A 22,346-nucleotide genomic window follows, 5' to 3' on the forward strand; every position below is an offset into this window, starting at 1 on the left:
GGCAACGGCGACACGGTGCGGCAGATCGGCAGCGTGCTCAGCGGCGGCAGCATCGCCGCCACCAGCGGGCGCGACACGCTGGTCAAGGCCAGCACGGTGGTGGCCGACGGAAAGGTCAGCATCAACGCCAAGGGCGACCTGAGCATCGTCAGCGCGGCCGACCGCGACACGGGCGACTACGCCACCAGCAGCAAGAAGTCGGGCACCATCGGCAGCAACTTCCAGCCGGCCATCGGCACCGTCAAGACCACCACCGACGGCAAGCACGCCAACAGCACCCAGGTCGGCAGCCAGATCGCCAGCCTGGGCGGCGACGTCGAGCTGACGGCGGGCGGGCGTTACACGCAGACGGCCAGCCAGGTCAAGGCGCCCGGGGGCGACATCGCCATCACGGCCAAGGACGTGCTGGTCAACGCCGGGTATAGCACGACCGACAGCACCGACCACATGACATATGCCAAGACGGCGATCGGCGGCACGGTCAGCGTGCCGCTGATTAACGCGGTGAAGGGCATCAAGGGAATGGTCGATGCAGGCAAGACCACCAAAGACTCGCGGATGCAGGCGTTGGCAGCAACAAACATCGCCGCAAACGCATTCGACGGTATTGACAGCGCGGCGGACCTGGCGAAAGGTGATATGACGGGGATCAAGATTAGCGTCAGCCTTGGCAATACCAAAAGCGAAAGCAATACTGTGCAGAGTGCCAACGTCGCGGTGGGTTCGACCATCGCGGCCGGCGGCAGCGTCAACATCAAAGCGACGGGCGGCGGCAAGGAGAGCAACATCACCGCCATCGGCTCCGACATCAGCGCCGGCAAGGACATCACTTTGTTTGCGGACAATAAGGTCAATCTGTTGGCTGCCGAAAGCACGGTGAGCCAGCACAGCACCAATAGCTCGAGTGGCACCAGCATCGGCATAGGAATTGCGTTCGGAGGCGCGCAGACCGGCATGACGTTCGACTTCGCAGCGTCCAAGGCGCGTGGCAGCGCCGACGGCGACGACTTAAGCCACAGCAATAGCCATGTCAAGGGCGGCGGCGTGGTCACGGTGACCAGCGGCGGCGACACCAATGTTAAGGGAGGTGTGATCTCGGGTGAGAAGGTGGTGGCGCAGATCGGCGGCAGTTTCAACGTCGAAAGCCGGCAAGACAGCAGCAAGTACGCGAGCAAGCAGGTCAGTGCAGGGTTCAACGTCTATAGTGGATCCACATTTTGAGACAGTGATCGCAGGGTAGTTTAAGCTGTCGTCCTCGAAGGGATGACAGCAAATGAGTGAAACGAAAAAGCGCAAGGTGCACACGCCGGAACTCAAGGCCAAGGTCGGCTTGGAGGCGGTGCGCGGGGTGAAGACGATCACCGAAATCGCGCAGGCGTATGGGGTACATCCGCAACTGGTCGGGCAGTGGAAGAAGGAGATTCTTGAATCGGCCGGTGCCCTGTTCGAGACCAAACGCGGCCCCAAGCCGGCCGAGGACAAGAGTGGCGAGGACCGCCTGTACAGCGAGATAGGCCGGCTGAAGATGGAAAATGACTGGCTCAAAAAAAAGTTGGGAGTGTGACCACCGAAGCCAGGATGGACTGGATCGACGGCGCTGAGGAACTTCCCTTGAGCCGACAGTGCGAGCTGGCGGAAGTGCCGCGCGCGACGGTGTACCGGCGGCTCACCGCCAAGGTGTCGCAGGACGCGGCCCCGGAGGACTTGCTGCTGTGCCGGCTGATCGACGAGGAATACACGTGCCGGCCGTTCTACGGCAGCCGGCGCATGGTGGTGTTCCTGCGCACGGCGGGCCATGTCGTCAACCGCAAGCGCGTGCAGCGATTGATGCGCAGCATGGGGCTGGCGGGCATGGCGCCAGGGCCGAACACGAGCAAGGCGCATCCTCAGCACAAGGTCTATCCGTACCTTCTGCGGGGCGTGCCCGTGGCGCGGCCGAATCAGGTGTGGAGCACGGACATAACGTATAGTACGCCCAGCCAGCGTAGCCCGCCTGCATGGGGGTGAAGCTGCTTGAGCATGTCTGGAATGCAGTGCCCGACTGTGTTTTTTTTTCGGGAAATGCCCTTCTTCTGCTACGAGAGGAAGTGAGCCGAAGCGGCGGTGACTTGCCGACACTGGCAAGGTGACGAAGTCCGTGGGAAACGGGGTTTGCGGCGAAGCGGTTACGCCAAGATGAACCTCTAGGCTGAGCATGGGACGGTTGAGGAACACGAACCTATTAATCCGTACCTGAGGGTTGAAATGTCACCCCTGCCTACACCGTTTAACAGGCAGGACGGGGATTGGTTTTAGCTACATGTACGAGCTAAAAATCACGAGTGCTGGGCAGACAGCTACGCTGCCCGGCATGGCGTCTTGGAGAGCGCGTAGCTAGGCCATGACATCCGCGACGACTTGCGGAAAGCAAGGATAAAGGCTGCGATAGGCAACCTCGCCCATGCGTTGAGTCCAGCATGTGAACTGGGGAATGTTTGCACAGATGCCAAGGGAGTGTGCCCCCGATGATGTGCAAGCTGGCGGAGCCTCCGTAGTAGTCCGAGACCGGGAGATCCGGCCACATGGCGAAGGGGGGCAGTTTAAGTGGTTTGCTTGGTCGATTAACTGACCACAATGAGGTGAAGACCTTTGATAATCAGTGAAATGCAAAGCAAACTGGCGACATGGTCGACGGAGAACAATGAACGCAAGTTCGACCGTCTCCTGAGGCTGGTCGCCGACATAGCTTGGCTTAGTGAAGCGGCTCGTATTACGCTGGCCTCCAGCGGAGCCAAGACGCCAGGCGTTGACGGCATCGGCAAAGTTCAGATGGAAGAGAATCTCCACGCTGAACTTGCGACGATCCGTACCGAGCTGTTGGCGGGGGCGTATAACCCGTTGCCAGCGCGACGAGTACTGATTCCGAAAGCGAACGGCAAAATGAGGCCACTGGGCATTCCTTGTCTTCGTGATCGAATTGTGCAGCGGGCCATTCTGATGGTGATGGAGCCGATATGGGAAAGCGATTTCCATCCGGCGTCATATGGATTCAGACCGGCCCGTAGTGTGCACCACGCGATACGTACGGTGAAACTTCAACTGCAAGATGGTGGTGCTGAAAGTACCGCAGGCCGCTGGGTGATCGAGGGTGATCTCGCCAGCTATTTCGATACCGTACATCACCGCTTGCTCATGAAGGGAATTCGTAGGCGTATCGCCGATCAGCGCTTGCTGGCACTGCTCTGGAAATTCATCAAGGCAGGATGCGTTGATCACGGTCTGTTTCGAGCAGCAAGCGAAGGCGTTCCGCAAGGCGGGGTAATTTCACCGTTGCTGTCCAATATCATGTTGCACGAGTTCGATACTTGGATGGAGATGAATTACCTCTGCAAGAAGGTGCGCAAAGACCGGTGGGCGTGGAACTTCGGTATTCTCAATCGGCGGCCCATTGCCGTGCGGGAGAACCGGCAATGGATACCAGCAATATCGTATTGTCGATACGCAGATGACTTTGTTGTGGTCGTAAAGGGGACCAAGGCGCAAGCGGAAGCAGTACGTGAAGCGTGTCGCGGGTTTCTGGAGGGCCATCTCAAACTGACGCTGAACATGGAGAAGACCCATGTTACGCACGTCAACGATGGCTTCGTTTTTCTCGGCCATCGCATCATCCGCAAGCGAGGACCACGCGGCCGCATGCGGCCTGTTAGCACAATACCGTGGGAAAAGTACCGACGCTTTGCCGAGAAACTGGTCAAGCAACTGTCGGGCGATTACGGTGGAAACCGGATTGATGTCGTGGAAAGTCTGAATCGGCAACTTGCGGGATGGGCGAACTTCTATCAGTACACCGACTTTACGGCCACCATGTTCAGCAAGATGGACCGCACCGTCTTCTGGAAATTCGGGTATTGGCTTGCGCGTAAGTATCGGCGGGGCTTCCCGTCACTGATGCGCGACCATGTCTGTGAACCAGAACCGGGGCAAGCAAAGACATGGGTAGTGGAAGGCCGCAACAGTCGTGGTTGGTATGGGGCGATAGCGCTTCGGCGCCTCATCACAAGCCGCAAGGGGCGATTCAAATGGCGGACCCCGTCGGAAAATCCATACATCGTACGTGGCGAGGCGCGACGAACCATTGAGTCGCGCTACGCAGATGTTGCCTTTGCTATGAGCAGCACTTAAATGGAGAGCCGGATGCATTGAGAGGTGCAAGTCCGGTTCGGAGAGGAGAGGCAGGGAAATAGTTCAACTACGCCCTGCCTCTTACTCTACTCAGGCTGGCGCGCGGCTTCGCCTACCTGGTGGCCGTGATCGACTGGTACAGCCGCAAGGTGCTGTCCTGGCGCATCAGCAACAGCATGGACGCATCGTTCTGCGTGGACTGCCTGGAGGATGCCCTGCGTGAGCATGGCAAGCCCGAGATCTTCAACAGCGACCAGGGTTCGCAGTTCACAAGCAAGGCGTTCACGGACGTGCTCAAACGCGAAGGTGTGGACATCAGCATGGACGGGCGCGGGCGGGCCTTGGACAACATCTTCGTCGAGCGCCTGTGGCGCAACGTCAAATACGAGGACGTGTACTTGAAGGGCTACGCCAACATGGCCGAGCTGATGGTCGGATTGGCGCAATACTTCGCGTTCTACAACGCGGAGCGACCGCACCAGTCCCTCGGATACGAGACGCCGGCCGGCGTCTATCGCAGTGGAATCGGCGGTGGTGCGCTGATCATCGACAAGTATGGCAGTGTGGAAATGGCCGTGCTCGAAGCGGCGTGAACGCGGCAAGCCCTGCCGGGGGCGGCCCCTGGAGGATGGAGCTCTCCAGCGGCGTCGAAGTGGGATCACGGGGCAGCGCCGACCAGCTGCAGTATTGGAAACGGACACAGCTTAAACTCGCTGAAAAACTGTCTTGACCGATGGGTCCACTTTAGTCAGCATTTGCCCGCCGCCGGTTTGTGTCGGAGCCAGCACGGTAGGCGCCAGCTTCAGCAAAGCCAAGGCGCAGGGAGACTTCCTCAGCGTGATCGAGCAGAGCGGCATCAAGGCCGGCGATGGCGGTTTTCAGCTCAATGTGACCGGCAAGACGCAGTTGGACGGCGGCGTGGTGTCCAGTTCGGACAAGGCCATCGCGGCGGGCGCCAATTTCTTGAACACGGCGGCCTTGACCACCAGCGACATCGCAAACCACGCCAGCGCATCGGCTAGCAGCAGTGGGTATAGTCTCAGCAGTGATATGTTCCAGAAAGGTAAGTACGGTGCCAGCAAGGGCGTGCTGACCAATGCGCTGGGAAGCACCGGTGACGAGGGTGATTCATCCGGACAAACCCGCGGAGCCGTGAGTGTCGGCGCGGTGACGATCGGCGACGAGGCGTTGCAATTGCAGCTGAGCGGAAAGAGTAGTGCGGAAGCCATCGCCGGCCTGAACCGCGACACGGCCAATGCCCATGTCGTGGCACAAAAGCAGGATGTACAGAGCATGAAGGCGACTGTCGAGGCGGATCAGGCAATTAAGCAGGAGACCATCAAGACCGTGACGAAGTTGACTGATGAGGCATATCGCTCCAGGATGGAGGTGGCGCCGGGCTTGTACAAAGTGGAATGCTTGGAGGCGTCGTGCGTGAACGCCCCGAAGAGTGTCACTGGCACGTTGGCGACGATGGATGATGTTAAGAATGCAATCGATCCGAATACGGTAGTAAGCGTCAACGGTATTTTCAACACCCTGGATCGAGCATTGCAGCTGACATATCAAAATTCGGCGAATATCGACAAGACTCCCCAAAATCCGGACGGTGAAAAACCAAAAACGATATTTTTGATGCACGTGGAGAAAGCCAATAACCCGCTGTCGGAGCTGATGGGGGTTGGCTATGAAAAGCTCATCAGTTCGTTGGACTATGGCGCGGCAAATTTTCTTGGTTATACCAACGGAGCTGAAACCTATGCGCTCTTGCTGGCTAGCCGAGGCGACCTGCCGACTAACTCGCTAGGGCACAGCCGTGGTACATTGATACAGCAGAGCGCATTCACTATCTTGGCCAACCGCCTCAACGAGAGTGGCAATACATATACAAATACGAATTTGACAGTGCGCGGTGTGGGGGGCGCTGCCAATGTAAATGACTATACTGCCGCCGCCGCTAAAATAATTAACAATCCAGCGAAGAATGAGTATATTACATACAGTTATTTTTCCAACGATCCTGTTTCAACATCGATATTTTCAGGTGCAAATCCCGGCTCGTGGACTGTGATGGATTTGTGGCAGGTCTATGACACCAGTCATAGTATGCATAGTTGTTATGGCAGCGGTGCGAAAGATTGTACCCAAGTTGAGACGCCGCTTCCATTCGGTCCAAAAGGTACAACAACTGGAAATGCGATGTTGATCCAGTATTTTGGAGGCGTACGATTGGGCGAAGATAAGACCAGTGGGAATGTAAATGAGGATAATAAATGAGAATAATAATTATCGGCCTGATGGTGACAACACTTACAGCCTGCAGCGTTCAGCAATTTGTGACGAAAAATGACGAGAAATATTTACGTCCCGGCGCCCTAGATTTGCCGTTGGGAAGGATCTATAACACGTATCAGTTAAATTTTTTGAATAAGTATCGCATCGCATATCAATGGCCTGCAAATGCCGCGACATGTAGGATGGGGGCACTACCAACATTGCACGTCGATAGGCGATATTTCGGCGAAGTTTTTGAAGTTCCAGCCGTCTTTGAGGCGGACGGAAAGACATGGCAGATCAGTCCTAATCCTTCGAAGCCAGATAACGTTGACCGCTTTGTCCGCAGCGTAAAAATTATGAACCCAACGTACGGAAAAATTAATGGCGTGCGCCAGAAAACCGGCGACGAAGAGATAGAGGTAGGTCTTCAGTCTATGTGCTTTGATTCTTGGTATGTGTCGAGTCATGCGCTGATAGTGCGTTTGCATAAATGGGACGTCGCAACTTGGCGTGCCAATTGGACATTGTGGAATCCTGCAGGAAAATGGTCACAACAGCGAGTTGGAGGCAATTTCTTATGGACCCAAACGATAGAAGAAAGTGCCTTAGCTCCACGACGACCTGGCGCCGCTGGGGGATGGTTTCAAGGCTGGTTAGTTCCCATTGGTGACACCGGCTACACTATGGCTATCAGCCTCGGCGCCAGCCAGGAATCCTTGGAGTACCCGATTGAGCATGAACGGATGAAGACTACGTTGCGCCACATAGTTGAGTCGGTCAGAATCGAACCTATGCCGTAATTTAACCTATAACCCATTGCAGATGAAAGTGCCACCCTTGACCCTCAACGCATCCAGCTACAATTTGTCGCGCTCCGTTTTATTGAAGAAGGGAATATGAGTTACATTATTGTCGGCTTAAAAAATAGAAATCTTCCTAGTTCAGCAGAGAATTTGTCTGGAAATGGAACAAATAGTAAGGCCTGGGATGCATTTGGAGATATTCTTGATGAGGCTCTGCTAAATCATCAGGAAATACTGGGTAGCATAAAAAATGATGAATGGATATATCAGAATGTATATTCCTTTATAGCGCTTGATGATGAGGAGTTCAATATTTCCATGAATGTAATAAATTCATGGATATCGACATTATTACATCCTACCGAATGGCAGAAATGGGGGGCTAAAGTATGGACGGACATCGTTGTTCCATTAATGATTAAGGATCATAGGTACGCGCAATAATTAGAATCCATGCTATTTTTAACCGAATATTGTGACATGGCGCGCGCGATGAGGCGAATTCAATCCGCAAGGCCCTTGGTCGCAGCAGCAAATTGTCGAGAATTCGAAGATCGGAAATCTGCCTCGTTCCGGATGCGGCCTTCCAGCATGATAAGTACATGCTCAAGGCCGACAATGTTTTTATCGTCGCCTTGGTGGACGACTATGTGGAACAGATCGAGTTGACGCACACCGTCCCTGACGGCTCGGCGCTCGAGCTGCCGCTGTCGATGCAGGGCGAAAAGACCGTCAAGATCAGCGGCGGGTGCGTTCCCCAGAGCAAGGATGGCGCCGAGGTCGCCAGAGTGTGAAATTTTTCCTGGGGCAAAAAACAGATCGTCAAGGACGTGCGTTTTGAGTCCAATTGATGTGGCCACATCCTACGTTCGTGCGGACCAATATTGCTAAATAAGCTATATAAAGTGAAAATCAAAATACTATCAATATGCAAGTATCTGGTTCGGCTGCAGTGCTTCCAACTTAATTGAGGCGCATTGAATCAAACTATTATTTCACAAGCTTGCCTGTCTGCCCATATTTCTAATCGGAATAATGGCGTATTAGCCACGATATGGCGTTCCATACCTGTCAGAACTGACAGGTTCACATAATAGAAGTTGCTATATAGCAATCTAATCTCTATACTCTTTGCAACGACCGCCGTCTGCTTGGCAAACTCCGGTCAACGTCCTGTACGTGGTCAGCTATTTGCGCATCGTGCAATATTAATTTAATAGAATTGATTCTATTTAATCAACATAGTCAGAACTGGCTTTATTGATAATATTCCGATGAATGGTAGTTTGGTAGTTCAGAAGTTATACGCGCAAAGCTGTTTGATGAATTTGTTTCGCGCTTACCGACATAGCGAGGGCTCGGGGAAATCCTTGTTGCCGCAGTGTCATTGAGGTGCGAAGTCGAATTGAGGAATATTAGATGATATGGGGTAAATTAGATGAAATTAGCGATGAATATCACAATTTGTACCAGGTGATGTTCTGGGCGTTTCCGCCGCATGCGGCACCGTGTTTTTCGTCCTTCCTGTACAGTATTTTGGGGCCGGAGGGCGGCATCGGAGGTGATCCGGGCTGGTTGATCGAGGAGGTGGACTCTGAGCTGACGGAGCGGACCTATGCCGTGTGGACCGATCTGGACGAGCTGTGCAGCGATCCAGAGGAGGTCAACTACACCGAGAAGGAAGTCCGCGCCGCCGCCTGCGACGTGTTGCGGGCTTTGGCCGACGCCTTCCCCGAGCAGGCGACGCACGCCTGGTCGGTGATCGAACGCTTCCAACTGACCGGCAGCGTGCCTAGCCGTTTCTGGCGCCCAGCGGCGAGGTTGGTTCACTGATCTTGCGCCCCGGCCTCCGCACCTCGCGGCGGCCGGGCAAGCGTGCCGCCCGCATTCCCTTGCAGTTCCAATAAGATCTGGTCGAAGCCGGCCAGACTCTCCCTCGACCGAGCCGGCGCCGCCCTCAGCCCGCCAAACGTCCAGCCCCACCTTGCCATTCCCGCAGCGCCATAGCGCTGTAATATTGTCCACAATCGCTTGTAGGCTCGCGCCAAACGCGGGCAGGGCGTCGCAAATCCGCCATTCCGGCCACCATGTACGCTGCCACGCCTCCGCTCCATTCCCCCTCTGAGAAGCCCTTGAAAAGGAGCTTTTTCTCGCCCCATCCTGTTGTGTGATATCCAAAAATTGTATACAAAATTGATTGACAAGGAATCCACACGACGGCAATATCGTTGACATCAGTAGCACCAAACGTCTCCATCGCGGCCAGCGGCCGGAGCGCTAGCACAGCAACACAGAACAGATTCCCTGACGCCAAACGCGGCCTTCGCCGTCCGCCTGGCGATGCAATGATTTGATTTGCGCGTGGCCCCGGGTAGGCCACGCGAGTTGTCCGTAGCACGCACCGCCCACTACCAAAATAAAATAGATGGAGACATGTTCAATGAATACCCTGCTTTTTCAGGTCGAAGATCGACCGCCGCTGCTCACCACCATCCTGCTGGCCGCCCAGCACATGCTCGCCGCCTTGGGCGGCATCATCGCCGTGCCGCTGGTGGTCGGCGCCGCGCTCAAGTTGCCGGGCGACCAGATCGTCGCCCTGATCAACGCCGCCTTGCTCGGCTCCGGCGTCGTCACCTTCATCCAGTGCAAGGGCGTCGGCCCGGTCGGCATCCGCCTGCCTTGCGTGATGGGCACCAGCTTCGCCTTCGTCGGCGCGGCCATTAGCGTCGGCCTGGAGCACGGCGTGCCGGGCATCCTCGGTTCTTCGCTGGCCGGCTCGGTGGTGATGATCGTCGGTAGTTGCTTCATGCCGCAGATCCGCAAGCTGTTTCCGCACGCCGTCACCGGCGTGGTGGTGACGATGATCGGCCTGTCGCTGGTGCCGGTGGCGGTGGACTGGGCGGCGGGCGGCTTCGCCCCGGGCGCCAACTACGGCGCGCCGGCCAACTTGGGCATCGCCGCCTTCGTGCTGCTGACGGTGATCGCGCTGGTGCAGTTTGGCAAGGGCATCGTCTCGGCCGCCGCCGTGGTGCTTGGCATGTTCGTCGGCTACCTGCTGTGCCTGTCGCTGGGCATGATTAATTTCAGCGCTGTCGAGCAGGCCCAGGTGTTCGCCTTGCCGCAACCGCTGCACTACGGCATGACCTTCCCGCTCGCCGGCATTGTCGCCATGGCCGTCGCCTTCCTGGTCACCATGGTCGAGACCACCGGCACCTTCATGGCGCTGGGCGCCGCCACCAACACCAAGATGCGCGGCAAGACCTTGGCCCGTGGCATCCTGTGCGACGGCCTCGGCTCGGCGCTGGCCGCCGTCATGTCCAGCCCGCCGGTGTCGACCTTCGCGCAGAACGTCGGCGTGGTTTCGCTGACCGGCGTGGCCAGCCGCCACGTCGTCGCGCTGACCGGCTGCCTGTTGTTCCTGGCCGGCCTGTTTCCCGTGCTCGGCGCCATCGTCGTGACGATACCCAAGCCGGTGCTGGGCGGCGCCGGCTTGATGATGTTCGCGATGATCATCTCGGCCGGCGTGCAGTTGCTCAGCAAGGTGGAGAGCACCAAGCGCAACAGCATCATCATGGCGGTGGCCATCGGCTGCGGCCTGGCGGTGACGGTGCGGCCCGAGCTGCTGGCCAAGCTGCCGTCCTTCGTCAAGGAGGTGTTCGGTTCCGGCATCACCGTCGGCGCGCTGGTGGCGGTGGTCCTCAACCTGGTGCTGCCCGAGCGTCCCGTCGAGCACGACGAGGACGACGAGGACGTGCCGCAAGCTTTCCTGACACAGGAGCTGGAAGCCGCTTAAACTAGCGCCTGCTTCAAGTTCCCGCGCCGGCGCGCCATCGCCGGCGCGGGATTGTCACATTGTTTCCGCAGTGCGCGTGCATTGTTTCCGCAGTGTTTTTTCATTCCTTTTCTTCTACACACAAAATGACTAAGACCCTCTTGATCAAGAATGCCCGCGTGCTGGTGACCATGGACGACGAGCGGCGCGAAATCGCCGACGGCGCCGTCTTCATCCGCGACAATGTGATCGTCCAGGTCGGCAGCACGGCCGAGCTGCCGCAGCAGGCCGACGAGATCATCGACGCCGCCAACCACGTCGTGTTGCCGGGGCTGATCAACACCCACCACCATATGTACCAGAGCCTGACGCGGGTGATCCCGGCGGCGCAGAACGGCGAGCTGTTCAATTGGCTGACTAATCTGTATCCAATCTGGGCCAACCTGAACGCCGAAATGGTGCACGTGTCGACGCTGACCGCGATGTCCGAGCTGATCCTGTCCGGCTGCACCACCAGCAGCGACCACCTGTATATCTACCCGAACGACTGCAAGTTGGACGACAGCATCGCGGCGGCGCGCCAGATCGGCATGCGCTTCCACGCCGCGCGCGGCGCGATGAGCGTGGGGCAGTCGAAGGGCGGCCTGCCGCCGGATTGCGTGGTCGAGAGCGAGGCGGCGATCCTCAAGGACACCCAGCGCCTGATCGAGAGCTACCACGACAGCGGCCGCTACGCCATGCAGCGTATCGTCGTCGCGCCGTGCTCGCCGTTTTCCGTCTCGCGCGATCTGATGAGGGAGGCGGCCGGCATGGCGCGCAGCTTCGGCGTGTCGCTGCACACCCACCTGGCCGAGAACGCCAACGACATCGCCTACAGCCGCGAGAAGTTCAACATGACGCCGGCCGAGTACGCCGAGGATTGCCGCTGGGTCGGCCCGGACGTCTGGCACGCCCACTGCGTGCAGCTGGACGACGACGGCATCTACATGTTCGGCCGCACCGGCACCGGCATCGCCCATTGCCCGTGCTCGAACATGCGGCTGGCCTCGGGCATCGCGCCGGTGCGCAAGATGATCGACGCCGGCGTGGCGGTCGGGTTGGGAGTGGACGGTTGCGCCTCGAACGACTCGGGCCATATGCTGGGCGAGGTGCGCCAGGCGATGCTGCTGCAGCGGGTCGGCTTCGGCCCGGACGCGATGACGGCGCGCCAGGCGCTGGAGGTGGCCACCCTGGGCGGCGCCAAGGTGCTGAACCGCGACGACATCGGCGCGCTCAAGCCGGGCATGGCGGCCGACATCGTCATGTTCAAGCTGGACCAGATCGGCTTTGCCGGCGCGCTGCACGATCCGGTGGCGGCGCTGGTGTTCTGCACGCCGGCCAACGTCTCGCACAGCATCATCAACGGCAAGGTGGTGGTGCGCGACGGCCAGATGTGCACGGTGGACCTGCCGCTGGTGATCGAGCGCCACAACGAGCTGGCGCGCATCCTCGCCCTGGCGACCGGCACCCGCGCCGCCTAAGCTCAGACGCGAACTCAGCAGTCGGGGTCAGTGCCGACATTCGGACATTCACGCGCTGAATGTCCGAATGTCGGCACTGACCCCGGTTGGTTCTTTACATCAGCAGGGCGGTGACGAGGTCGCGCTTGCCTTCGCTGACGCTGCCGTCGAAGCGCAGCGCGCCTTCGACGTGGCTGAGGTGGTGCAGCATCAGGCTGGCGGCTTTGTCGGCGTCGCCGGCCTTGGCGGCTTCGAGGAAGGCGGCGTGCTCGTCGGACGAGCAGACGGCGTCCCGGTCTGACTGGTACAGCATGGTGATCAGCGAGCTGCGGCCGACCAGCTCGTGCACGATCTCCTTCAACACGTGGTTGCCGACCACCTCGGCCAGCATGACGTGGAAATCGCCCAGCAGCTGCGAGCGCACCTTGGTGTTGACCTGGGCCAGCGCGGCGCGCTCGGCCTTCAAGTGCTTCTCCAGCGCCTTGTAGTCGGCCGGCCGCGCCTTGGCGACGAATTCGCGCGCCAAGGCCGCTTCGATGATGCGGCGGGCGGCGAAGATCTCGCGCGACTCCGTCTCGCTGGGCTGGCTGACGAAGGCGCCCTTGTCGGGCACGATCTGGATCAGCTTGTCCTTCGACAGGATCAACAGGGCGGCGCGGATCTTGGTGCGGCTGACCGAGTACAGCCGGCCCAGCGCCTCTTCGCGCAGTTTGGTGCCGGGCGGCAGTTGCCGGGCGGCGATGGCCTCGGCGATGCTGTTGGCGATCTCGTTCGAGCTGTCGCCGCCGTTGCCGCGTTCCGGCGTCGCTGCGATTGGCTTGCTCATAGGTGGTGAAATGATTGTCCCTGGAATGGTTGGCCGTCCGGATTCGTGCATTTTCGTATCGAAATGCCTGCGCAGGCGGATGGCGCAATCATACCCCGGCAAGGCCGGCTTGACTATGCCGCCGCCAACTCTACCTGCCGTCCCACCTTGACACGCTCGAGGAAGGTGGCGTCGTGCGACACCAGCAGCAGCGCGCCCTCGTACTGATTGAGGATGTCCTCCAGCGCCACCAGGCTGGCCAGGTCCAGGTGGTTGGTCGGCTCGTCGAGCAGCAGCAACTGCGGCGGCGTGCTCGACAGTAGCACGCAGGCCAGGCCGGCGCGTATCCGTTCGCCGCCGCTGAGCTGGCCGGCCAGCTTTTGCGCGTCCTTGTTGCGGAACTTGAACTGCGCCAGGGCGTGGTGACAGTCGTGGTGCGACAGGTCGGCGTTGATGCGCTGGAAATTTTCCAGCACGGTCTGCCCGGGCCGCAGCATGCCGATGTCCTGGCTCAGATAGCTCCATCGCGCCACGCCTATCGTCGCCGTGCCCCGCGTCGGCGCCAGCTCGGCGCAGATCAGCTTGAGGAGGGTGCTCTTGCCGACGCCGTTGCGGCCGACCAGGGCGACCCGCTCCGGCCCGACCATCGTCAAGTCCAGCCCGTCGAACAAGGCTTGCCCGGCGCCCGGATGGCGGTAGCCGAGGGCCTCGACCGCCAGCACGACCTTGCCGTTCGGCACAGAAGTCTTGGGCAGGGCGACATGGATCGCCTCCTTGACCTCGCGCAATTGCTTGGCGTTGTCGAGGCGGCTGCCGGCCGAGGCCAGCATGCGCTCCTCCAGATTGCTCATGCGGCCGAAGGTCTTTTCGGCGCGGCCGCGCTTGCCGTTGGCCGAGATGCGGTCGATTTTGCCGTCGAGAAACAGCTTGCGGCCGACCGAGCTCTTCTTGTCGAAGGCCTCCAGCGCCTGCTGCGCGGCGCGCTGGGCTTTCTTGCAGTCTTGCTTGGCGTCCTCGTACTGCCGCTCGACGGCCTTGTCCTGGAGTTCCTTCTGCTCGGCGTAGTCGTCGAAGTCGCCGCCGTAGACCTTGACGCCCATGCCGCTCAGTTCGATGATCTCGTCGCAGTGGCGCAGCAGCTTGCGGTCGTGGCTGACCATCAGCAGCCCCGTCTCCGTGCCGGCGACGAAATCGTAGAGGTTCTGCCGGGCTTGGATGTCGAGGTTGTTGGTCGGCTCGTCGAACAGCAGGAAATCGGCCTTGCTGAGGATGGCGCGCACCAGCAGCAGACGGGTTTTCTGGCCGGCGCTCAGCGCGCCGAAGGGGCGCTCCATCTCCAGCCCGGCCAAGTCGTACTGCTCCAGCCGCAGGCGCAGGTTGCGTTCGACGTCCCAGTCGTCGTTGAGCAGGTCGAAGTCGGCCTGCGCCAGGCCGCCGCCGGCAATGCGCCGCAGCGCGCCGATCTTGTCGGCCACGCCGAGGATGCCGGCCACCGTTTCCGCGTCGAAGCCCTGGTGGTCCTGCGGGCAGTAGCAAATGCTGGCCGACAGAGCGACTGAGCCGGACTGCGGCAACAGCCGGCCGGCCAGCATCTTGAGCAGGGTGCTCTTGCCGCTGCCGTTGTCGCCGATGATGCCGATCTTGCGTTGGTAGAAGGTATGGGTGAAGTCGTCGATGTTCACCGCCGTGCCGTCGATGCGGTAGCTGGCGTTGTAGGTGGCGATGGAGGTGGTGGTATGCATAGGTTTTGCGCAATCTCGGGTCGGTGGCAATGTCGGCGCGCCGCTGCGAGGCCTCGGCTCGGCGATGGCCGGGCGTGACGGATTGGCTCTGCCGAATGAGGCGGACGAACGGGTGGTGCCGGTGCAGTGGTGCGGATCGGGAAGCGGCCCCGGCCATCGCGGCGGACGTCGTGGTGCTACTCGATACGGGGTGGCAGCGTGGGCTGCCGGGAGGGGGATTGCGGGGCCGTCATGGCGCGCGCCGCGCCGCGTGTTGCCACGATGGCGGTCGGTCAATCAGCTGAGTCGCAATTTACTGGTTTTTCATGGCGTGCGCCGGGCGGTGGTTGGTTCTGCGGCAAGGTTACACGAAACTTAACGTGAATGCCAGCGCGGTGTGCCCTTGTCCGGCGGCGGCCGTCCAGCCCCTATAATCTGCGCATGAAAAAAAGCATACTCCGCGGTGTGGCGACGGTCCTGGGCTCTTTGTTGCTGTTGTTGTCGACCGGCTGGGGCGCGCTGGCCTTGTGGTTCCAGCTGCCCGGCGGCGAGGCGCTGCGCTGGGCGGTGCTGGCCGTGTGGGCGGCAAGCGGCGTGGCGACGCTGGTCTGCTGGTGGCGCAGTCGCCGGGCGCGCGCCTTGTTGCCCTGGTTGCTGGCGTTCGCTTTGCTGTTGGCGTGGTGGGCCACCATTGCGCCGGCGCGGCAACGGGGCTGGGCCGCCGACGTCGCCCGCATGGTCGGCGGCAAGGTCGACGGCAGCGTCGTCACGCTCGACCAGGTGCGCAATTTCGACTGGCGCGGCGACGCCGACTTCACCCAGCGCTGGGAACAGCGGCGCTACGATCTGGACCGGCTGCGCTCGGTGGACGTGGCGCTGTCCTACTGGATGGGGCCGGCCATCGCCCACACGCTGGTGTCGTTCGGCTTCGACGACGGCCGCTACATCACCTTTTCCATCGAGATCCGCAAGGAGCGCAGCGAGAGCTTCTCGGCCCTGGCCGGCTTTTTCAAGCGCTACGAGACGGTGCTGGTGGCGGCCGACGAGCGCGACATCCTGCGCGTGCGCACCAACGTGCGCGGCGAGGACATGTACTTGTACCGGGTGAAGATGGCGCCGGCGGCGATGCGCTCGCTGTTCCTGGCCTATCTGGACGAGGGCGCCGAGCTGCAGCGCGCGCCGCGCTTCTACAACACGCTGACGGCCAACTGCACCACCATCGTCTTCGAGATGGCGCGGCGCATCGATCCCGGCCTGCCGTTCGACTGGCGGCTGCTGGCCTCGGGTTATCTGGATCGTTATCTGTTCGACATCGGCGCGCTGGCCGGTGCGGGCGAGTTCGCCCAATTGCGCGAGACGGCACACATCACGGCAAAGGCGCGCGCGGCGGACAAGTCGGGGGATTTTTCGGCGAGCATCCGGCGCTGACGCCCGAGGGCGGCGGGCCGGAGTGGTGAGGTGACGGTGTTGCGGACGGCTTAGCGGTAGAAGGCTTCGACCTTGCCCTTCAGTTTGATCAGCATAGGTTGGCCCTTGCGGTCCAGCGCCTTGCCGGCGGGCACGCGAATCCAGCCTTCGCTGATGCAATATTCTTCGACGTCCAAACGCTCTTTGTCGTTCAGTTTGATGGCCACTTCGCGTTCGAAGGCGCTAGGCAGGTGGAAAGGGCTGCGCGGGTCGATCGACAGGCGGTCGGGCAATGGGGGGAGTGTGGTGGTATCGTTCATGGGGTGCAATTATCCCCTAGAAAACCAATCAATACAACGGTCTAACGTTTCCTGGCGAATTTGCGATCCTTGTCAGGCATCAAATGCTTGTGCGGGAGTTGAACGGCGAATTTGCATAGTTTGGCATCCGATGTACACTCGTTGATGGACTAGGCCTAGCGAGGAGGGCGTATGGTTGCGATAAAGAATGGAGAGCCTGATGGCATGATCACAGCGCCCATCGTGCCGACAACGGCTGAGCTCCGCGCGCGTATTTTGCTTGCGCTCAACGACGAGAGGTTCAGCAGCCGTACCATCACAGGCATTGCCGCTGCAGCAAACGTCGAACCGCGCCTCGTCATTGACGCGCTAAAGACTGACCCGCAGCTAGTATCTGCCGTGAAGATCGCCCCGGTTAGAGCCAACGATGGTCGCGCGTTGCTGACGACGAAAGAGCGCTTTGTCAGCGAGGCGAGTTTTAAGGAAAAGTTCATCGATTTCTTCTCCTCGAATAGGGTAGCGATTGACAACTAGTGCCGAACGAATTGCCTTGCTGAGCGACAACGTTGATCTATTGTGTATCGCTGTTGTCGGAGGCTTTGTATTGTTCGGTTTTCATGTCGCGTCGCATTTCAACCGCGCTCCGCAGGATAAGCTTCCTTGGCTGAAGTATGCTGCGGCTTTCGCTTTCCTACTGCTGGCATTGCCCGGCCTCGCATTCGTGATGGCGAGTGTCTATATTCTCAATGGCGATAAGATGAGTGCCATTCTTGCGTTCCAGGTCGGAGTCAGTTCACCTGCCCTGTTGCAAGGCCTGATTATCAAAACGGCCACGCGCTTGGGTGCCTCGGCCCAGCAGCCGGTTAGTCCCAACCAGTAAAGCATGTCGGCAACATAATCCGAAAACTTGCTTTGACCGCGTCAATCAGGCACATGGATGCGCGCCTTGATGTGTTTGAGGTTGGCGACGATGGTGAAGGTCATGATGACCAGCAGCGACCAGGAGCTCCACTTGCTCACGTGGACGGCCGACCAGGCGCCCAGCTGGTTGGGGTAGCGCCACACGCCCCAGAAGGTGCTGATGTTCTCGGCCAGCCAGATGAAGAAGCCGATCAGTACAAAGGCCAGCGGCAGCGGCATGACGCGGTCGCGGTCGAGCGGGCGGAAGATCACGCTGGTGCGGGCGTACAGACCCAGCGCGCAGGCGGCCAGATACCAGCGGTAGTCGCCGATGTAGTGGTGGCTGAAGAAGTTGGCGTAGATCAGCACGGCGATTGAGATCGCCATCCAGTACGGCGGATGGTGGCGGATGCGCAGGTCCTGCAGGCGCCAGGCCTGGATGATGTAGCTGCCGACGGCGGCGTACATGAAGCCGGAAAACAGTGGCACACCCATCACCTTGCTGTAGGCGAAGTCCGGGTAGCTCCACGACTGGATGCCGGACGACACCTTGAACACCTCCAGCGCGAAGCCGACCAAGTGGAACAGGCTGACGGCCTTCAGCTCGTCCCAGGTCTCCAGCCCGGCCCAGACCATCCACAGCTGGATGCCGACGGCGGCGATCAGCAGGGCGTCGTAGCGCGGCAGGCCGAACAGGCCGGTGCGCGGCAGCAGGATCACGGCGCCGAAGAACAGGCCGACGAACAGGCAGGCGCGGGCCTGCTTGACGCCGAAATATAGGAATTCTGTGATGAAACGTTGCCATCCGCTCAGTTGCGGATAGGGGGTGTTGCGCAGCAAATGCTGGTCCAGGGCTGGCAGGAACATGAATGGGGGCGGGACTGGGGCCGGCGCGCAGCCAGTGTGCGGACGGCCAGGGTGAGGAGTCGATATCGAAACGGGTATTAAACATACCTTTTCGATATCGGTAATGGTATTGCTGTCCTGGCCTAGTGGACCTTGGGCTTTTCTTCCTGCACCAGGATGAAGGGATGGACCACCGCCGCCCATAGCGTGGCGTCGGCGGCCAGCCAGGCTTCGGCCTGCTGGTCGGTGACCTTGCCGAGCAGGCCGGCGGTCATCCACTGGCTGATGTTGGCCTTGTCGTCGTGCGAGATGCGCACGGCGACGTCGACCAGGTCGAGGCTGTTGGCGACCCACACCACGCTGCCGGAGGCGAAGTGCTTGAGCAGCTCGGTCCAGGGCAGGCGCGCCGTTTCGCTGTTGATCTTGAGGCGGAGGTCGGTGTCGTTTTCTGGCTTGGTCTGCATAAATGGATCGAAAAATGGTCAAAAAAGTGCCGGCTGCGGCGGGCGCGCTCAGACGATGTCGACGCGCGGCGTCGGCGAACCCGCCCATGTTAACCGATACACCTTGTCTTTGCGAACATTGCCCACCAGCGCGGGGCGGAAGCAGGCCAGGTTGGTGCCGCCGGGCCGGCGCACGCTGGGGAACACCACGCCCATCGAGCCGCCGTCGAGCAGCAGGCCGGCCAGCTGCTGCGAGCCGACGTAGCTGGCCGGGTCCAGGCAGTGCTGGAAGCGGGCCTGGCCGCGCAGGTCGTGGAAGCTGGCGCTGAAGTCGGCCAGCATCAGCTGGTAGGGCACGCTGTCGTCGAAGCGGTCGATTTCGGCGTATTCGACGGTCTTGTGGAAGATCACCTCGGCCAGCGCGGTGTCGGCGTCGAAGGCGCAGTACCAGGCGCCCCGTTCGCCGTCGTTGAAGCGGCTGCCCTCGGGGCGGGCGTAGGTGAAGGCGGCGTTGATGATGCGGAAGTTGGGCAGGCCGAACACCAGCTCGTCGACGCCGATGCCGGCACTGCCGCCGTACTGGGCGCGCAGGCGCTCGTTGGTGGCGTTGTCCAGGTCGAACAGGTCGCGCAGGTGGGCCTCGTCCTCGGCCAGCGGGGCCAGCACCGAGTCGGCGACGTCGGCGAAGCGCGACGGCAACAGGCGGCAGGTGTCGATCTGGCGCAGCAGGGTCAGCGGCGGAATCGGGCTGAGCGGCAAGTCAGAGTCCTCCGCGGCGGGCGTCGAGCAGCTTGCGCACGGTCTGCATGGCCAGCAGGCCGCCGGCCAGCATGTTGGCCAGCGGCGTGCGGCCGGCGAAGATCACGTTCTTGTTGGGCAGGTTGATCCACTCGTCGGCCAGCTGGTCGCCGTACAGGATGTGCAGCGCCTTGTAGATGCCGAGCAGGTAGGAGATGCGGGTGATGCGGTCGACCTCAAGCACGCGGTCGGGGTTCTTTTTCCACTCGTAGAAGGCGCTGCTGGACAGGCCGCCGAGCAGCTCGCGGGCGTCGTCGTCGCGCAGCTTCCAGGCCGCCGCCAGCTTGAAAAAGCCGATCAGCGCGGACTTCGACAGGCGCTCGCGCTCGGCCTTGGCGTTCAGGTCCACCAGCACGGTTGGCTCGAAGCGACTTTTGGGATAGGCGTAGGCAAGGTTCATGGTTCCCTCCGTTTATGGAATAGTTATACTCCTTTTCGGGATGGAAGGCAAACGTCCGCGGTGGTGTTGGCGTCGGCGGCGGCCGGGAAGCGCACCTCGACCCCTAGGCCGGCGCCGTCCAGGCCCGCGCCCAGTTGCACGCTGGCGCCGTGGGCCTCGGCGATGCGCTCGACGATGGACAGGCCCAGGCCGCTGCCGGGCTGCTTGGCGTCGGCCAGGCGGAAGAAGCGCTCGAAGACGCGTTCGCGCATGGCAGGGGCGATGCCGGGGCCGTTGTCGGCGACGCGCAGGCAGACTTGGCTGCCGTCGCGGCCGCAGGACAGCCGCACCGTGCCGCCGGCCGGCGTGTAGCGCAGTGCGTTGTCGACCAGGTTGCGGGCCAGGATCTGCACGCCGGCCTGGCTGATGCGGCAAGGCGCCGCTTGCAGCTCGGTTTGAAGGGTGATCCGGCGCCGCTCGGCTTCCGCTTGCCAGGCCGGCAGCTGGCCGGCCAGCACGGCGGCCAGGTCGTGCTCGGCCAGGTCGTCGGCCGGGCGGTACTGCGGGTCGAGGCGCGACAATGTCAACAGCTGGTCGACCAGGCGGCCGGCGCGGTCGACGCTGACGCCGAGGCCGCCGATGAACTCGTCGCGCTCGGCCTCGCTGCGGGCGCGCTGGATCACCTGCAGGTTGGTCTTGATGGCCGCCAGCGGCGTGCGCAGCTCGTGCGCGGCGTCGGCGGTGAAGCGCTGCTCGTGTTCCATGGTGCGGCGCACCCGCTCGAACAGGCGGTTGATGGCCAGCAGCAGCGGATGCACCTCGTCGGGCGCGCCGGCCAGGCCGACCTCGGCCAGGTCGTTGGGCGTGCGGCGCGACACCTCGTCGGCCAGGCGGCGCAGCGCGCGGAAGGCGCGGTTGACGCTCCAGCGTATCGTCAGCGTGGCCAGCACCGCCAGCAGCAGGGCGAAGCCGAGCAGCTTGTAGGCGAAGCGGCTGCTGATGTCCTTGCGGTGGCGCAGCGGCTCGGCCAGCTGGATCTGCAGGCGGTGGCTGTCGTTCCAGCTGGTGTAGACGCGCCAGCGCGCGCCGTCGACGTTGGCCCAGCCGAAGCCGGTGGCGGCGGGCGGGGCGAAGGCGGCGTCGGGCGCGCCGACGTTCTTGTACAGCAGGCGCGGCTCGGCGCTCCAGATCTGGAACAGTAGGTATTGGCGGTGGTTGCGGTTGTCCGGCACGGCCATCGCCAGCGGCGTGCCGGCGGCGTGCTCCTGCACCTCGTGGTCGGCCAGCGACAGCAGCAGGTGGGCCGTCTCGGCCAGCGACTGGTCGAACAGCTCCTGGCTTTCGCGGTCTGCCTCGAGGTAGACGATGAGGGCGCTCAAGCCCCACAGCGCCAGGGTCAGGCCGAGCAGCCAGGCCAGCAGGGTGCGGCGCAGCGACCAGGGCGCGGCGCGGGCGCTCATGCGGCGCTGGCGGCGCCGGCGGCCGGCTTGTCGATGCTGTAGCCGACCGCGTGGACGGTGCGGATCAGCGCCTTGCCCAGCTTGCGGCGCAGGTGGTGGATATGCACCTGGACGGCGTTGCTCTCGACCTCCTCGCCCCAGCCGTACAGGCTTTCCTCCAGCTGCTCGCGGCTGAGCACGCGGCCGCGCTGCTCGATCAGCATCAGCAGGATGCTGAACTCCTTGCTGGTCAGCGGCACTGGTTGGCCGGCCTGTTGCACCTGGCGGTCGGCCACGTCGATGACGATGTCGCCGTGCACCAGCTGCTCGCGCAGGCGGCCGGCGGCGCGGCGGCAGGCGCTGCGCACGCGCGCGGCCAGCTCGTCGAGGTCGAAGGGCTTGATGATGAAGTCGTCGGCGCCGCCGTCGAGGCCGGCGATGCGGTCGGGGATCTGGTCGCGCGCGGTGACGATCAGGATGGCGCCGTCGTAGCCGTTGCGGCGCAGCTGGTCCAAGGCCTGCATGCCGTCCTGGCCGGGCAGGCCCAGGTCGAGCAGCACGCAGGCGTAGCGGTGCAGGCGCACCGCCGTGTGCGCGCTTTCGGCCGACTGCACCCAGTCGACCGCGTAGCCGGCCTGCTCCAGGCCGATCTGGGTGGCCCGTCCCAGTTGGGGATCGTCCTCGGTCAGCAGTATGCGCACGTCCGGCTCCTTGGCGGTTTGATTGGATAGTATGGTAGGCGGCAGTTGTTAAGAACTTCTTAATGTCTTGATTCCACCATCGGCGCCATTGACCAC

At 61.4% G+C, this 22,346-nt stretch carries 20 protein-coding genes and 3 pseudogenes; 14 read left to right on the forward strand and 9 right to left on the reverse strand.

All coding sequences use genetic code 11. The features are described 5' to 3' along the window. From BM252_RS23280 to BM252_RS23320, 11 genes and pseudogenes are all read left to right on the forward strand, one after another. Positions 1 to 1,221, forward strand: a 1,221-nt coding sequence (locus BM252_RS23280) for a hemagglutinin repeat-containing protein (RefSeq protein WP_174900646.1), incomplete at its 5' end; no start/stop codon positions are given. Positions 1,222 to 1,273: 52 nt separating this feature from the next. Beyond that, positions 1,274 to 1,968 (forward strand): annotated as a pseudogene (locus tag BM252_RS23285) (IS3 family transposase); the annotation flags it as partial. 675 nt (positions 1,969 to 2,643) lie between these two features. After that, positions 2,644 to 4,161 (forward strand): group II intron reverse transcriptase/maturase, encoded by a 1,518-nt coding sequence (gene ltrA, locus BM252_RS23290; RefSeq protein ID WP_093390070.1) that lies wholly within the window; start codon positions 2,644 to 2,646, stop codon positions 4,159 to 4,161. Between the two features lie 68 nt (positions 4,162 to 4,229). Beyond that, positions 4,230 to 4,754: pseudogene (locus tag BM252_RS23295) on the forward strand (IS3 family transposase); the annotation flags it as partial. Between the two features lie 133 nt (positions 4,755 to 4,887). Next, positions 4,888 to 6,438, forward strand: coding sequence for a hypothetical protein (locus BM252_RS30400; protein ID WP_139236691.1), 1,551 nt, complete (start codon positions 4,888 to 4,890; stop codon positions 6,436 to 6,438). Beyond that, positions 6,435 to 7,238, forward strand: coding sequence for a hypothetical protein (locus tag BM252_RS30405; RefSeq protein ID WP_139236693.1), 804 nt, complete (start codon positions 6,435 to 6,437; stop codon positions 7,236 to 7,238). The genes BM252_RS30400 and BM252_RS30405 overlap by 4 nt, the downstream gene beginning before the upstream one ends. A 96-nt stretch (positions 7,239 to 7,334) precedes the next feature. Continuing rightward, positions 7,335 to 7,685: a hypothetical protein gene (locus BM252_RS30410; RefSeq protein ID WP_139236695.1), complete on the forward strand. Its 351-nt coding sequence runs from the start codon at positions 7,335 to 7,337 to the stop codon at positions 7,683 to 7,685. A 158-nt stretch (positions 7,686 to 7,843) separates the two neighbouring features. Beyond that, complete coding sequence (locus tag BM252_RS23305) at positions 7,844 to 8,035, forward strand: hypothetical protein (protein WP_174900647.1); 192 nt, start codon at positions 7,844 to 7,846, stop codon at positions 8,033 to 8,035. A 625-nt stretch (positions 8,036 to 8,660) separates the two neighbouring features. After that, the gene (locus BM252_RS23310; protein ID WP_139236697.1) at positions 8,661 to 9,074 is read left to right on the forward strand and encodes a hypothetical protein; all 414 of its coding nucleotides are present in this window, start codon (positions 8,661 to 8,663) and stop codon (positions 9,072 to 9,074) included. Between the two features lie 607 nt (positions 9,075 to 9,681). Beyond that, positions 9,682 to 11,034 carry a nucleobase:cation symporter-2 family protein gene (locus tag BM252_RS23315; RefSeq protein ID WP_093390073.1) on the forward strand — a complete coding sequence of 451 codons (1,353 nt, stop codon included), beginning with the start codon at positions 9,682 to 9,684 and terminating at the stop codon, positions 11,032 to 11,034. Between the two features lie 125 nt (positions 11,035 to 11,159). Further along, positions 11,160 to 12,533: an 8-oxoguanine deaminase gene (locus BM252_RS23320; protein ID WP_093390074.1), complete on the forward strand. Its 1,374-nt coding sequence runs from the start codon at positions 11,160 to 11,162 to the stop codon at positions 12,531 to 12,533. A gap of 94 nt (positions 12,534 to 12,627) precedes the next feature. On the opposite strand, the gene BM252_RS23325 is transcribed toward BM252_RS23320, so the two are convergent. Both BM252_RS23325 and BM252_RS23330 read right to left on the reverse strand, forming a co-directional pair. Beyond that, complete coding sequence (locus tag BM252_RS23325) at positions 12,628 to 13,338, reverse strand: GntR family transcriptional regulator (protein ID WP_093390075.1); 711 nt, start codon at positions 13,336 to 13,338, stop codon at positions 12,628 to 12,630. Positions 13,339 to 13,487: 149 nt separating this feature from the next. Then, positions 13,488 to 14,960, reverse strand: a pseudogene (locus BM252_RS23330) (ABC-F family ATP-binding cassette domain-containing protein); the annotation flags it as partial. A 519-nt stretch (positions 14,961 to 15,479) separates the two neighbouring features. Here BM252_RS23330 and BM252_RS23335 point away from each other — a divergent pair. Further along, positions 15,480 to 16,466 carry an Lnb N-terminal periplasmic domain-containing protein gene (locus BM252_RS23335; RefSeq protein WP_093390077.1) on the forward strand — a complete coding sequence of 329 codons (987 nt, stop codon included), beginning with the start codon at positions 15,480 to 15,482 and terminating at the stop codon, positions 16,464 to 16,466. A gap of 50 nt (positions 16,467 to 16,516) precedes the next feature. On the opposite strand, the gene BM252_RS23340 is transcribed toward BM252_RS23335, so the two are convergent. Beyond that, positions 16,517 to 16,765 carry a DUF3297 family protein gene (locus tag BM252_RS23340; RefSeq protein WP_093390078.1) on the reverse strand — a complete coding sequence of 83 codons (249 nt, stop codon included), beginning with the start codon at positions 16,763 to 16,765 and terminating at the stop codon, positions 16,517 to 16,519. Positions 16,766 to 16,936: 171 nt separating this feature from the next. On the opposite strand from BM252_RS23340, the gene BM252_RS23345 reads away from it, so the two are divergent. Next, positions 16,937 to 17,278 carry a hypothetical protein gene (locus tag BM252_RS23345; RefSeq protein WP_139236699.1) on the forward strand — a complete coding sequence of 114 codons (342 nt, stop codon included), beginning with the start codon at positions 16,937 to 16,939 and terminating at the stop codon, positions 17,276 to 17,278. Positions 17,279 to 17,294: 16 nt separating this feature from the next. Then, on the forward strand, positions 17,295 to 17,624 hold the full coding sequence (locus tag BM252_RS23350) for a hypothetical protein (protein ID WP_093390080.1): 330 nt from the start codon (positions 17,295 to 17,297) through the stop codon (positions 17,622 to 17,624). 41 nt (positions 17,625 to 17,665) lie between these two features. Here the strand turns inward: BM252_RS23350 and BM252_RS23355 are convergent, their stop codons facing one another. From BM252_RS23355 to BM252_RS23380, 6 genes are all read right to left on the reverse strand, one after another. Then, positions 17,666 to 18,511: a DUF817 domain-containing protein gene (locus tag BM252_RS23355; protein WP_093390081.1), complete on the reverse strand. Its 846-nt coding sequence runs from the start codon at positions 18,509 to 18,511 to the stop codon at positions 17,666 to 17,668. Between the two features lie 122 nt (positions 18,512 to 18,633). Next, positions 18,634 to 18,954 carry a DUF2288 domain-containing protein gene (locus tag BM252_RS23360; protein ID WP_093390082.1) on the reverse strand — a complete coding sequence of 107 codons (321 nt, stop codon included), beginning with the start codon at positions 18,952 to 18,954 and terminating at the stop codon, positions 18,634 to 18,636. Positions 18,955 to 19,002: 48 nt separating this feature from the next. Further along, the gene (locus BM252_RS23365) at positions 19,003 to 19,692 is read right to left on the reverse strand and encodes an RES family NAD+ phosphorylase (RefSeq protein ID WP_093390083.1); all 690 of its coding nucleotides are present in this window, start codon (positions 19,690 to 19,692) and stop codon (positions 19,003 to 19,005) included. Between the two features lies 1 nt (position 19,693). Further along, entirely contained in the window at positions 19,694 to 20,131 is a 438-nt protein-coding gene (locus BM252_RS23370) for an antitoxin Xre-like helix-turn-helix domain-containing protein (protein ID WP_093390084.1), read from the reverse strand. Between the two features lie 23 nt (positions 20,132 to 20,154). After that, positions 20,155 to 21,570, reverse strand: a complete 1,416-nt coding sequence (locus tag BM252_RS23375) for an ATP-binding protein (RefSeq protein ID WP_093390085.1) — start codon at positions 21,568 to 21,570, stop codon at positions 20,155 to 20,157. Beyond that, the gene (locus BM252_RS23380; RefSeq protein ID WP_093390086.1) at positions 21,567 to 22,250 is read right to left on the reverse strand and encodes a response regulator; all 684 of its coding nucleotides are present in this window, start codon (positions 22,248 to 22,250) and stop codon (positions 21,567 to 21,569) included. Before BM252_RS23380 ends, BM252_RS23375 begins: the two co-directional genes overlap by 4 nt. Positions 22,251 to 22,346 lie beyond the last annotated feature (96 nt).

It is taken from the genome of Rugamonas rubra (genome assembly GCF_900114705.1).
Taxonomy (GTDB): domain Bacteria; phylum Pseudomonadota; class Gammaproteobacteria; order Burkholderiales; family Burkholderiaceae_D; genus Rugamonas; species Rugamonas rubra.

Excerpts from the sequence above, each read along its gene's own strand:
- BM252_RS23310 (WP_139236697.1), top strand. The coding sequence starts at position 8,661 with ATGATATGGGGTAAATTAGATGAAATTAGCGATGAATATCACAATTTG.
- BM252_RS23305 (WP_174900647.1), top strand. The coding sequence starts at position 7,844 with ATGCTCAAGGCCGACAATGTTTTTATCGTCGCCTTGGTGGACGACTAT.
- BM252_RS30410 (WP_139236695.1), top strand. The coding sequence starts at position 7,335 with ATGAGTTACATTATTGTCGGCTTAAAAAATAGAAATCTTCCTAGTTCA.
- BM252_RS23345 (WP_139236699.1), top strand. The coding sequence starts at position 16,937 with ATGGTTGCGATAAAGAATGGAGAGCCTGATGGCATGATCACAGCGCCC.
- BM252_RS23325 (WP_093390075.1), bottom strand. The coding sequence starts at position 13,338 with ATGAGCAAGCCAATCGCAGCGACGCCGGAACGCGGCAACGGCGGCGAC.
- BM252_RS30405 (WP_139236693.1), top strand. The coding sequence starts at position 6,435 with ATGAGAATAATAATTATCGGCCTGATGGTGACAACACTTACAGCCTGC.
- BM252_RS23370 (WP_093390084.1), bottom strand. The coding sequence starts at position 20,131 with ATGAACCTTGCCTACGCCTATCCCAAAAGTCGCTTCGAGCCAACCGTG.
- BM252_RS23315 (WP_093390073.1), top strand. The coding sequence starts at position 9,682 with ATGAATACCCTGCTTTTTCAGGTCGAAGATCGACCGCCGCTGCTCACC.
- BM252_RS23360 (WP_093390082.1), bottom strand. The coding sequence starts at position 18,954 with ATGCAGACCAAGCCAGAAAACGACACCGACCTCCGCCTCAAGATCAAC.
- ltrA (WP_093390070.1), top strand. The coding sequence starts at position 2,644 with ATGCAAAGCAAACTGGCGACATGGTCGACGGAGAACAATGAACGCAAG.
- BM252_RS23335 (WP_093390077.1), top strand. The coding sequence starts at position 15,480 with ATGAAAAAAAGCATACTCCGCGGTGTGGCGACGGTCCTGGGCTCTTTG.
- BM252_RS23340 (WP_093390078.1), bottom strand. The coding sequence starts at position 16,765 with ATGAACGATACCACCACACTCCCCCCATTGCCCGACCGCCTGTCGATC.
- BM252_RS23320 (WP_093390074.1), top strand. The coding sequence starts at position 11,160 with ATGACTAAGACCCTCTTGATCAAGAATGCCCGCGTGCTGGTGACCATG.
- BM252_RS23375 (WP_093390085.1), bottom strand. The coding sequence starts at position 21,570 with ATGAGCGCCCGCGCCGCGCCCTGGTCGCTGCGCCGCACCCTGCTGGCC.
- BM252_RS23355 (WP_093390081.1), bottom strand. The coding sequence starts at position 18,511 with ATGTTCCTGCCAGCCCTGGACCAGCATTTGCTGCGCAACACCCCCTAT.